Origin of the sequence: Ruminobacter sp. RM87, from assembly GCF_000701925.1 — a bacterium.
In the GTDB taxonomy this organism is placed as follows: Bacteria; Pseudomonadota; Gammaproteobacteria; order Enterobacterales; family Succinivibrionaceae; genus Ruminobacter; species Ruminobacter amylophilus.
In genome coordinates this window covers 1-11,490 of record NZ_JNKD01000071.1, presented here as the reverse complement: position 1 = coordinate 11,490, position 11,490 = coordinate 1, and the positions used below count along the sequence as shown (strand labels likewise).

9 protein-coding genes are annotated in these 11,490 nt (G+C 38.2%); 5 read left to right on the top strand and 4 right to left on the bottom strand.

Annotated features, from left to right (window positions below):
• The 4 genes from tuf to T489_RS0110885 form a co-directional block, all read left to right on the top strand.
• The coding region (tuf, locus tag T489_RS0110900) for an elongation factor Tu (protein ID WP_037319720.1) at positions 1-1,184 on the top strand (1,184 nt) is incomplete at its 5' end.
• 220 nt (positions 1,185-1,404) lie between these two features.
• Positions 1,405-1,743, top strand: coding sequence for a P-II family nitrogen regulator (locus T489_RS0110895; protein ID WP_031580065.1), 339 nt, complete (start codon positions 1,405-1,407; stop codon positions 1,741-1,743).
• A 226-nt stretch (positions 1,744-1,969) separates the two neighbouring features.
• Positions 1,970-2,542 (top strand): transglycosylase SLT domain-containing protein, encoded by a 573-nt coding sequence (locus tag T489_RS0110890; RefSeq protein ID WP_031580064.1) that lies wholly within the window; start codon positions 1,970-1,972, stop codon positions 2,540-2,542.
• A gap of 294 nt (positions 2,543-2,836) precedes the next feature.
• A complete protein-coding gene (locus T489_RS0110885; protein ID WP_051622054.1) occupies positions 2,837-3,259 on the top strand; it encodes a ribonuclease E inhibitor RraB in 423 nt (140 codons plus the stop codon).
• Between the two features lie 67 nt (positions 3,260-3,326).
• Here T489_RS0110885 and T489_RS0110880 read toward each other — a convergent pair whose 3' ends face one another.
• From T489_RS0110880 to T489_RS0110865, 4 genes are all read right to left on the bottom strand, one after another.
• Positions 3,327-5,126 carry a sulfatase-like hydrolase/transferase gene (locus tag T489_RS0110880; protein ID WP_031580062.1) on the bottom strand — a complete coding sequence of 600 codons (1,800 nt, stop codon included), beginning with the start codon at positions 5,124-5,126 and terminating at the stop codon, positions 3,327-3,329.
• 90 nt (positions 5,127-5,216) lie between these two features.
• Positions 5,217-7,043, bottom strand: a complete 1,827-nt coding sequence (locus T489_RS14435) for a sensor histidine kinase (protein ID WP_051622052.1) — start codon at positions 7,041-7,043, stop codon at positions 5,217-5,219.
• The gene (locus T489_RS0110870; protein WP_031580060.1) at positions 7,027-7,761 is read right to left on the bottom strand and encodes a response regulator; all 735 of its coding nucleotides are present in this window, start codon (positions 7,759-7,761) and stop codon (positions 7,027-7,029) included. The genes T489_RS14435 and T489_RS0110870 overlap by 17 nt, the downstream gene beginning before the upstream one ends.
• A 6-nt stretch (positions 7,762-7,767) precedes the next feature.
• On the bottom strand, positions 7,768-10,215 hold the full coding sequence (locus T489_RS0110865; protein WP_031580059.1) for a tRNA(Met) cytidine acetyltransferase TmcA: 2,448 nt from the start codon (positions 10,213-10,215) through the stop codon (positions 7,768-7,770).
• 124 nt (positions 10,216-10,339) lie between these two features.
• On the opposite strand from T489_RS0110865, the gene gmhB reads away from it, so the two are divergent.
• On the top strand, positions 10,340-10,948 hold the full coding sequence (gmhB, locus tag T489_RS0110860) for a D-glycero-beta-D-manno-heptose 1,7-bisphosphate 7-phosphatase (protein ID WP_051622049.1): 609 nt from the start codon (positions 10,340-10,342) through the stop codon (positions 10,946-10,948).
• Positions 10,949-11,490: the final 542 nt, after the last annotated feature.

The window sequence follows — 11,490 nt, the reverse complement described above, 5'->3', positions numbered from 1 at the left end:
TGTCAAAGGAAAAGTTTGAACGTACAAAGACTAACGTGAACGTAGGTACAATCGGTCACGTAGACCATGGTAAGACTACTTTAACTGCAGCTATCACTACTGTATTAGCAAAGACCTACGGTGGTGAAGCAAGAGCATTCGACCAGATCGATAACGCTCCAGAAGAAAAGAGCCGTGGTATCACCATTAACACTTCACACGTTGAATACTCAACTGAAAACCGTCACTATGCACACGTAGACTGCCCAGGTCACGCTGACTATGTAAAGAACATGATCACCGGTGCTGCACAGATGGATGGTGCTATTCTCGTAGTAGCTGCAACTGATGGTCCTATGCCACAGACTCGTGAACACATTCTGTTAGCACGTCAGGTAGGTGTACCATATATCGTAGTATTCTTAAACAAGTGCGATATGGTAGACGATGAAGAATTATTAGACTTAGTTGAAATGGAAGTACGTGATTTATTATCTGAATACGACTTCCCAGGTGATGACACCCCAATCATCCGTGGTTCTGCATTAGGTGCATTAAACGGTGAAGCTAAGTGGGAAGAAAAGGTTATCGAATTAGCTAAGACTCTCGATACCTACATTCCTGACCCAGTACGTGATATCGATCACCCATTCTTATTACCAATCGAAGACGTATTCTCAATTTCAGGTCGTGGTACCGTAGTAACCGGCCGTGTTGAACGTGGTATCATTCACGTAGGCGACGAAATTGAAATCGTTGGTATCCGTGATACTGCAAAGACCACCTGTACCGGTGTAGAAATGTTCCGTAAGTTACTCGACGAAGGTCGTGCTGGTGATAACGTAGGTATCTTATTACGTGGTACCAAGAGAGAAGAAGTTGAACGTGGTCAGGTAGTTGCAAAGCCAGGTTCAATCACTCCACACACCAAGTTTGAATCAGAAGTATACGTATTAACCAAGGATGAAGGTGGTCGTCACACTCCATTCGTTAAGGGTTACCGTCCACAGTTCTATTTCAGAACTACCGATATCACCGGTACTATTGAATTAGAAGGTGGTGCAGAAATGGTTATGCCTGGTGATAACGTTAAGATGATCGTTACCTTAATTCACCCAATCGCTATGGAACAGGGTTTACGCTTCGCAATTCGTGAAGGTGGCCGTACTGTAGGCGCTGGTGTTGTTGCTAAGGTTATCGAATAATCTGAACTTCACTGATAGTTTTTTCTAGATAATTTAAAAGCTCCGTTTTTACGGAGCTTTTTTGTTTCTTTCCTTATCCATGTTTTACATCTGATTACCAATAATTGTTATTAACGTATTTAATTCACCTGATTTCTGTTTATGAATAAGTTCATTATTTATTTTTTTTATGCATCAAAGTATAATCAGTAACATAGGTTGTATTCTCTAAGGATTATATATGAAAAAAATTACTGCCATTATTAAGCCTTTTAAGTTGGATGATGTAAGAGAATCTTTGAGTTCTAAAGGTATTTCCGGTATGACTGTCACTGAAGTTAAAGGGTTCGGTCGTCAGAAAGGTCATACTGAATTGTACCGTGGAGCTGAATATGTTGTTGATTTTCTGCCTAAGTGCAAACTTGAAATTGTAGTTAAGGATGAAGATGTTGACAGTTGTATTGAAGCGATTACTCAGGGGGCTCATACAGGCAAGATTGGTGATGGCAAGATTTTTGTTACTTCTGTTGATAGAGTAGTAAGAATCCGTACAGGCGAAGAAAACGATGAAGCTATTTAGTGCTTTTGCTTCGTCATAAGGAATGTGTGAGTATAGAACAGTCCGCTAATCCCTGTATACTGCTGTGTACAGGGATTTTTTCGTGTTATTTGTCCATTAAGTTAAAGTATGTTTTTTGATTTAGTTCAATATGCGAAAAACGTATTTGACGTTCATGATTGCTTTTTTATTCTGAAAAGTATACATAGAATATATCGTTCACAGGTGTTTTCTTTTTGGGTGTGGCATGATTAGAAGATTATTTGCTTTACTTTTAATTTCCGTAACTGTATGTGCCTGTAGTACAACTCCCCCAAAAAAGCCCAATGATTTATGTGAAATTTTTAAGGAAAAGGATAACTGGTATGATGATGCACAGGATGTATATAAGCGTCGCGGGGTTCCTATCAATATAGCCATGGCATTTATGTACCATGAATCCGGTTATGTTGATGATGCCAGACCTCCTATGCGCTGGTTCCTGTTCATCCCTTACGGAAGAGGCAGCTCCGCTTATGGTTACGCTCAGGCCCAGGATCCTGTATGGGACGATTATGTCAGTGAAGCTGGTGGTTTTTTTTCATCCCGTGACGATTTTGCAGATTCTCTTGATTTTATCAGCTGGTATATTCTCAAAACAAACAAGGTAAATAATGTCAAGATCAATGATGTTTATAATCAGTATCTGAATTACCACGAGGGATGGGGCGGTTATAAAAAGAAGACACATGCTAAAAACAAGAGCCTTCAGCAGTTGGCCAGAAGAGTTGAAAAGACGGCAGGAAGCTATGCGAAGCAGTTGAGAAACTGCGATTTATAAAATTTTAACTGTTACAGGACGTAATGTGTCTGATAACGTAATTGATTTATTAATGTCACTGAAATTATAATCTTTTTTCGGTGACAAAGATTTATCGTATATGTATTTGACAAAAGAATATCCGTTTGCAGTAAAACTGTTGTTTTTGTGTCTGTAATTGACTGCAGATAGATATTTTAATTTGTTTGGTTAAGAGTACGGAACGATACTTTACCATGGTTTATTATTGCATCTGATTATACAAATCTTCATAGAGTCAGATGTCGGTTACTACTTTTTTGACAGGAATTATTTATGTCTTTAGATTATGAAGATCGCGGTCCATTATCCGCAATTAAGGATTATGCAAAGTTCAATGATTTGGACAATTTCTATCATATGACTGATCAAATTGTAGGAGAGATCCTGGCTGACGGCAATCCGGAAGATGAGGAATATGATATTATCCATTACTTTAGTTCACTTAACTTTGCAAATCTTGAAAAATTTGTTGTGGAAGTGAACAATGTTCTCGGTGATGAGATTTATATTGAGGATCCTGATGAATGCTTCGATGAAGAATATAAGGAAACATTTTTCAGTGTATCCATTATCATTACTCATCCAAAGCTGGATGCTCAGGCCATATATGATGAAATTACCAAACTGGTTTCAATCTGTAATGAATTTAATGTTGCTTATGACGGATGGGGAACTCAGTTTGAGGATGAAGAATAGTATTCTTCAGTTTGTATAGTTATAGAACTTAAAGCTGATACCTGTATGTATCAGCTTTATTTATCAGTTAATCATGGTGCACGTATGTGCGGTCTATTTCAAGTTTCCTCTCAATATCTTTTTTGTCTTCGGCGCTCAAAGAATTTTCAGAATCACTGAAGTTCTTGGTCTTGATGCTTAGTCCGTTGATTGAACTGCTGATAATGATGTGGTCCTTTTTAATTATTGCATCCTCAAGATAGCTTGAACTGATGATAATGTCTCTTTCACTGCCGTCAAACAGAGACTTGCCTATTGTATAGTCGGCCGTATCATTAGTAACACCCAGTACATCAGGCATTAAGGTGGCGGTTATGTCATATGATGTTGTGGTGTAATTGTACTCGCGAGGTTCTTTTTCTGGCCAGTGAACTACTAAAGGAATATGAATCTGAGCATCGGTAAAATTGGAATTATGACCGTAATATCCGTGTCCGTTATCATCAAATTCGTTTCCGTGATCTGAGGAAATAATAATTACGCTGTTATCCCATTCTCCCTGTTCCTTGAGGAAATCGGTGATATCTTTAATCTGTTTATCCATTTCAAAGACTACATTTTTATACAGATTGAATATTATGTTTCTGTCAAAATTCTTATCTATGGCAAGATAGTCGGGGCTGTTCCATGGGGTAGGGAATTTTTTGTTCTTCTGTTCCTCCGGGGTCAATTCCATTGAATGCAGTTTATCAAGAAAAACAAAGGCGAATTTTGGGGAACCTTGATTGTCAGTGACAAACTTTTTAAAGTCACTGATGGCATTAAGGTCTTTTTCACTCACATTGTTTCCATGAGACTCAATACGCAGGTCTTTAACCTTTGAAAATACGGTTTTGTTGAATTCAGGTTTGTACAATTGAGCTCCTGCGAAAGCATTTATTTTGTAGCCCTGTTCCTGCAACCCAGTGATTAATGAGGACTGAACGTTTGAATTTAGAATTCTGTTCCAATAGCTTCCCGGAAGTCCGTAAAATAATGTGAAAACCCCATTTCGTGTAGCATTGCCACCTGATAAATGATGTGTAAATTTAAGATTGTTTTCGGCAATTTCAGTTAAATACGGCATGTTGTCACTATTGAGCATGTCAGCTCTTAAGCTGTCTACGAAAATCATGTAGATATTGAGTTTTTTACTATCGTTTTTGTCAGCAGCATATGTCAGAGGGTGCAAAGGATAGCTGATGGCATTGCCTGTTTCGTCGGGAATATAGGTATTTGTTCCGCCCAGTAGTTTGTTTGCAGTTAGCGGATAGTACAGTGTAATTACTTCAGAATTACGATAAACGGAAGGGATGCCTCTGGCTTTACTGTACGCATGTACCAGGTTACATAAGATAAACAGAACAATAATCGTTGATATTATGGCTGTTTTTCGTCCTGTGATTATTCTGTCATGAAATTTATATGCAGTGATAATAATAGTAAGAGAACACAGAAGCAGTCCAAGACAGTATCCGATGATTGATAACCACATGGTATCTGAAAAGGCTATAACGTCTCCGCCGCCATTGATAAACAGATCAAGCATGGCTTTATTAAGATGGAATCTGTAGATGGCATAAACCTTGAAATCCGTTACGGCTAGAATAGAGAGAACAAGAAGTACAATCAAGGCTGATGCGAAGGATGTCTTTACTTTTTTGAATTTATAAAACGGATATACCAGCAGTATATTGATTACAAAACATATTAGGAATGTGTTTGTAAATCCTGCAAAACCAGTATACATGGATGGAAGAAAATCTCTGTACGGAACAGGTAAGGATATAAATCCCAAAACTGTGAAAAAAAGAGATTCCAAAATGGCTAAGAGTATTATCAGTTTCATATTGTTTTCTTGTTTATAAAAATTAATTGATTGTTTCGCCATATTCTCACGCCGCTGCAGCAAGGATGCGGGGTTGTTGCTCCGGTTAAATCAGCTGTTGTGGATAGTGTACGTGATGACAGCTTCCAGTCCGTGAGGGTGGGCATTCTGTAAATGAATCTTACCGCCCTGTTTAAGGATTATGTTTCTGACAATGGACAGTCCAAGTCCCACATGTCCTTCCTGTGTATTTCTAGCTTCGTCCAGTCTCATAAAAGGTGCAAATACCTCATCCAGCTTTTCTTCAGGGATTCCGGGACCATTATCGCACACAGAAATGCTGATCTGTTCGTTAGTTTCCTCAAGTCTTACTCTAACTTTTGTTCCGTATTGGAATGCATTATCAATAAGATTCTGAAGTATTCTGTGGATATCCATTGAACTGCAGAAAAAGTTGTTAACCCTTTTGAATTTTCCGCTTTCTTCATATGATATATCCCTGCCTGCATCAGTATAGTTGTTGCAGATGCTTTCAAGCAGGCTTGGGAGATGAATTTCTCGTGATTCATCCGTGTTTTCATCACCTCTGGCAAACAGCAATGTTGCCTTTACCATTTCAGTCATTGTGTCTATTGTTTCCCTAAGCTTTACCGTGTCTTCATTTTCTTCCAGAAATTCCGTTCTCAACCTGAGACTTGTCAGAGGTGTTTTAAGGTCGTGAGATATTGATGCAAGAATACGTGTGCGATCATCAATAAAGCTTGCCAGATGTTCCTGCATTCTGTTAAATGAACGCTGCAGATCCTGAATTTCCTTCGGTCCCTTGGTTTCCAAAGGTGGAGTTTTGTAGTCTGAGCTTAATTTTTCAGCCTGTCGCATGAGTAATTTCAGCGGTCGCGTCAGTTCAGTGAACAGCAGAAAGAAAAGCAGAGTGCCGATTATTGTGGCAAAAGAGATTGCCAGTACCGTAAGTGATGACAGGTGAGGAATAAGGGTGTTATTTTCATAACAGGCAAAAGTAAAATAGTAACCTGATTTAAGTTTTATTGAGCCATAGAGAGAAACCTGAGTATCTAAGGGCGCATCTTTAGGCAAAACTTTATTATCAAACGGGTTATTATTTTCTATAGTGGATATTTTGGATTCCATATCATGTTTATGCGGTACTACCTGAAACGTTCCCGGCATAAAATGTCTGTTATGATGGTGATGCATTCTTCCATGATGTGGTGGAGGCGGTGGAAAACCAAACATTCCTCTCATTGCCCCCGGTGGCGGCGGAGGAGGCGGAAAACCGTGAGGTCCCATTCCGACAGGCATTTGTGAAATATCGCGCCATCCATTCATCTGATGAGACTTTGACTTGTCATTATCTGTACCTGAAATTACATTATTCATATTTTCCATTTGAGTAGGATGTAATGTATCGGTCAGTTCTTTGACCTGTGTATCAGTCTGATTATTGGCAGGATCAGTAGAAGACACTGTATTTTTCCTGTTACTTGCTACATAACGGAAATTTTTTAAACTGCCTTCTTCTGGAATGTTGAGGTTTTCAGTATTTACATCAAATTTTGTGAAGGTTTGAATGTAGATTTCGCGGTCTGAATCGTCAAGTTCCTTCTTTATCTTGTTTTCGTAATCCTCATTTCTATTTTCAGGAATCACGGGATTAGTGGAAATATTGGCAAACAGTCCGTGAGTAAGTCTCGTTTTGATGAATTCATGGTAAATTTTAGGATCGTTATGATCCAGTACTCTTACGGAACTGATTAATCTTAGTAAAGTCATTCGGTGGGCATTTTCGGCAAAATTCTGTCGCATGTCCAATACAAAGACAACGATAATTATAAGCTGAACAGCCATCAGTACGCTAACTGAGGTAAGAATAAGTCTCCAGGTTAGCGTCTGCGGAATGATTTTACTGATCCTGATCATTGGTTACCTCTGCTATGAAGCAATATCCGCCACCCCATACTGTTTTGATTATTTCATTGCAGTTATCATTTTCGGTTTTCAGTTTTTTGCGAAGTCTGCTGATAAGAGTATCTATGGAACGATCAAAAACCTGGGCTTCTCTGCCTCTGGCCTGATCAAGAAGCTGGTCTCTTGACAGAGTTTCATGAGGATGTTGCAGGAAAGTAATAAGAAGTTCGTATTCAGCAGTGGACAGGGAAATTATAGTTTTGTTCGGATCTATAAGTTCGCGTTTTAGAACATCAAGTGTCCATTGATCAAAGAAGTAATGTTTAAGAGTTTTTTGGGTTTCGGTTTTTTGAATATTGTCGCTGCGACGCAGAACAGCTTTGATTCTGGCAAGGAGCTCTCTAGGATTGAAAGGCTTGGTAAGATAATCATCAGCTCCCAATTCCAGACCGATGATTTTGTCTGTTTCACCTATCATTGCCGTAAGCATGATAATAGGTACGTTGTTACCATTCTCTCTCAGTTTGCGACAGATTGATAATCCGTCTTCTTTTGGCAACATCAGATCCAAAACGATCAGATCAATGTGATTATTCTTAAGAATAGCTCGCATTTCATCACCGTCACAGGCTGTAAAGGTGTTAAAGCAGTGCTGATCGAGAAATCGTTTGATTAGTTCTCTGATATCTGCGTGATCATCAACTACCAAAATATTAACTGATTCTGTCATTGTTATTTATCCCTGAATTTTGCTGATAATGTTGCGAAGCTGTCTGAGAATCTGTTTTACACCATCTGTCTTCAATAGAGACTGAAGTTCGTTTTTTGGTATAAGACCTTTATTTAAAAAAAGTATTAATGCTTTTTTTTCATCACTGGACAGCCGGTCAGAACAATATTGTTTATCAAACAGAATCTTTATTTCGTAGATGCTGTGAATAAGACTGTGGTGACCATTCACTATACTATCAATAGTGTTTTTAAAGTGTGTATTAAAAAAATCGTTTAGCAGATACATCTGATCATCAGTAATAGTGCTATCTGATATTTTATCATAAAGTGTTTCAGATTCTATTTTATACAACTTTTCATCTATATTATTGAGATTTTCTTTTTTATGAAAAAGTTCAGATATTCCTGAAATATTCAGCTGTGAAAGGATTTCTGATTCCTTGTCGAGACTGAACGGGATAATAAGATGGGGAAGTTTCAGTTTAAAAAGTCTGAAAGCATTCTCGGTATTGAATGTGTCAGAGGTTCTATTTACAACAAGTGTTTTGGAATTATGTTGCTTACATTCAGAATTTGCCGTAATGTCTTTCATCATCAGCAGTGAACGTTTACCGCTGGCATTATCAGGGGTAAAACTGATATTTACCGGTTTGAAGTCATTGCTTAGCCAGAATCTTGCTGTTCCCAGACTGAGAGCAAAAGAAACCCCAAGAAAGTTGAACTGATACATCGCAGCCATTCCTTCCACTGCCTTTATCATGGATGTGGCCAATGATGTTCTGCGGAGTTCTGGAAGTACGGCTATTCGTTCAATCCTCAGATATCTGTAGTTTCCTGCTTCGGCAAAACCGGCCTGTGTTATAAGTGTCTGCGGACACAGATTGTTTTTCGGCTGTCTTGTACCATTCATTATTGCTTTTGCAAGTTCAGGTTCTATCATTCCTTCACATGTGGAAATAGTGACTCCTGACATTACATAGTCTTCTGAACTTTTTTGCAAATTTGATACTGTATTGGTGTTTTCTGAAGATTGGACAGGGGATGAGAAAAAGGCGTTAACACTGTGGTCTGCTGTCATCATCTGCAGGTCTCTACTATTAATATAGAAGGGATGAAGGGACTTCAGGATCCGGCTGTCTATATTTGCAGCTTTTACCAGTATAAATGTCAGACATGTATATTCCTGAGTTATCCAGCGTATAAGGTCCTGGGGAGTCTGTTCATAATGGTTGGATTTTAAGAGACTATTAATGAGGTACAGGATAAATTTCCCTGTATTGTTTTTCATAAGCTCTATACCGGTAGTACAGACTGATATACTGTCAGAATTGTTTCTGGTAGAGATATATATGCATTTGCTTTTTTCTGATGGATTTTCAGATAATCTGTTGTGATTAAACCTATTGATAACTATGTTATTAACTGGTGAATTGAAGAAAAGTGTATCCAGACATTTTGCTGCATGGTCGTAGTTGTTTCGATAATGATTGTGCAACGCGATTCTGGTTATGGAGAAGCTCTGATAAAGTTGGTGGCGAAGCCCCATTGCAGATCCTTCGTAGCCTGACAGTGTTGTGACTAAAACTGTCCGCGGAAACATTTTTAAGATTTCAAACAGGTGGGATATTGGAAGTGCCGCGGCTTCTTCAATAATAAGTAAATCAATTTTATCCACATATTCACACATGTTTTCGGTTGTAATGAGTGAAATATCTGAAATCGCTGTGTACCTAGGGATTATATCTTTGGCCCCTGCATTTAATACCCCGCATTTAAACATACTATGCACAAGAGTATCAACAAGTTTTACAGTGGCCGTGGTTTTGCCTGTTCCTCTTGGTCCATCAAGATGTACGACGAAATTCTTTTTCTCATGAAGATATCTGGTAACAATATCGATATATGATGATTGCTGGGTATCGAGAATGTCAGAAATCGCTGAATTATGAAAATTCAGACAGTAATTACCGGCGTCTACGGAAGTGATGAAATCTGAAATGTATTGAGGGTGTGTAAGAACTTCCTTAGCTGTGAATATTTCAAAAATATTTTTCTGTGTACAACTGTTGAAGAAATCATTAAAACATCTGGGAAGGCTGGTGATGATTATCAATAGGCCTGAGGTGCTTAAAGAACCGAACAGAGAATAAATCTGATCGACATTGAAAAGATTCTGAACAAGCACGGCAGAATCTCTTGTACATCCCAGATAATGTGCAAGATTATTGAGATTAATGGTTTGGATGGGGGATCGTGAGGCTCCATCTCCAGGAGATTTGTCTGTATGAACTGATGATGAGTGTTCTGAGTCTGATGAAACAGGATATTTATCGTTAGAAAATACAGGAGGATGAAAACCCAGAGATTTGTTAATTTCTGACAGGATGGAATATCTGTTTTTCTGAGTTACCGTATCATCGGTATTTATAATAAGCACTTTTCTAGTCTGCATATGCTTTTATTCCGGCTTACCTGAAATGTTATGAGGAAAACAGGTGTTACATTTTGATATAATGCGTGGTATGAAGTTTAATGATTTAATTTTAACATAGTGCGAAAGCTCTTAAGGATAGACAATGGGCAAAGCTGCGATTTTTCTGGACCGCGATGGTGTAATCAATGTTGAAAAAGATTACGTGTACACCATTGATGAGTTCGAGTTTGTTGAAAATGCTATAGAAGCATTAAAAATTCTGCAGAACAAGGGATATGCTCTGGTTGTGGTAACCAACCAGTCAGGAATTGCCAGAGGATACTATACTGAAGAAGATTTTTTAAAGCTCACCGAGTGGATGGACTGGTGTCTCATAGATCGTGGAGTAACACTTGACGGAATTTATTACTGTCCTCATCATCCTGAAAAGGGAATAGGTAAATACAAAGTGGATTGCGAGTGTAGAAAGCCTAAGGCTGGACTTATATTCGATGCTGCAAAACAGTTAAATATTGATTTGAAGCGTTCTGTAATGGTCGGTGACAGGCTTACTGATATAGAATGTGGCAAAAATGCAGGTATCAAACGCAATTATCTTGTCCGAACCGGATATGCAATATCACCGGAAGATGAAAAGAAAGCCACCAAAGTATACAAGGATTTAATGGAATTGGCCAAAGACATGGAAGATATCAATGGTCATGGAGATATGGTCATCAGAAGAAAAGCAAAGAAAGCCTCTGATGAATAAACCGGACTTTTCGTGAAGTGCTGATAAAATGCCTAAACAATCGCCGCAGATGCGGGGGTTGTTTTTTTCGATATGGACGCGGTTAAAGAAAAATAAATGGAATATCAGGAATAATTGATTAAAAAATCACGTAAAACCTCAAAAAACGCAAAAAGAATATCACAGGAGCAAAATTTTAATAAAAATTCCATATAGATGTATGGATAGGTGTTCATTAGCGATTTTTTGCCCAAAAACGAAAAAATTTGAAAAAAATTAAAAAAAACAGTTGACGAAAAAAATAAAAAACCTAAAATACACATCGTTCGCTGAGCACAGCGAAAAACAAAAAGTTCTTTAAAAACGAATCTAGACAATCTGTGTGGGCACTCGCTGAATTCATGAGCTGAAATTAAAAAATGGTTCTTGAAGAAGCTGAGTGTCAAATCTAAGAGCAATTAGAAAGACAGTCATTCAAAGAGAGCCGAAAAAACTTCAACTAATTTAAAGTGAAGAGTTTGATCATGGCTCAGATTGAACGCTGGCGGCAGGCTTAATACATG

What these genes read in the sequence shown, in the direction of transcription:
- T489_RS0110890 (WP_031580064.1), top strand. Translation starts at nt 1,970, where the DNA reads ATGATTAGAAGATTATTTGCTTTACTTTTAATTTCCGTAACTGTATGT.
- T489_RS0110885 (WP_051622054.1), top strand. Translation starts at nt 2,837, where the DNA reads ATGTCTTTAGATTATGAAGATCGCGGTCCATTATCCGCAATTAAGGAT.
- T489_RS0110865 (WP_031580059.1), bottom strand. Translation starts at nt 10,215, where the DNA reads ATGCAGACTAGAAAAGTGCTTATTATAAATACCGATGATACGGTAACT.
- T489_RS0110870 (WP_031580060.1), bottom strand. Translation starts at nt 7,761, where the DNA reads ATGACAGAATCAGTTAATATTTTGGTAGTTGATGATCACGCAGATATC.
- gmhB (WP_051622049.1), top strand. Translation starts at nt 10,340, where the DNA reads ATGGGCAAAGCTGCGATTTTTCTGGACCGCGATGGTGTAATCAATGTT.
- T489_RS14435 (WP_051622052.1), bottom strand. Translation starts at nt 7,043, where the DNA reads ATGATCAGGATCAGTAAAATCATTCCGCAGACGCTAACCTGGAGACTT.
- T489_RS0110895 (WP_031580065.1), top strand. Translation starts at nt 1,405, where the DNA reads ATGAAAAAAATTACTGCCATTATTAAGCCTTTTAAGTTGGATGATGTA.
- T489_RS0110880 (WP_031580062.1), bottom strand. Translation starts at nt 5,126, where the DNA reads ATGAAACTGATAATACTCTTAGCCATTTTGGAATCTCTTTTTTTCACA.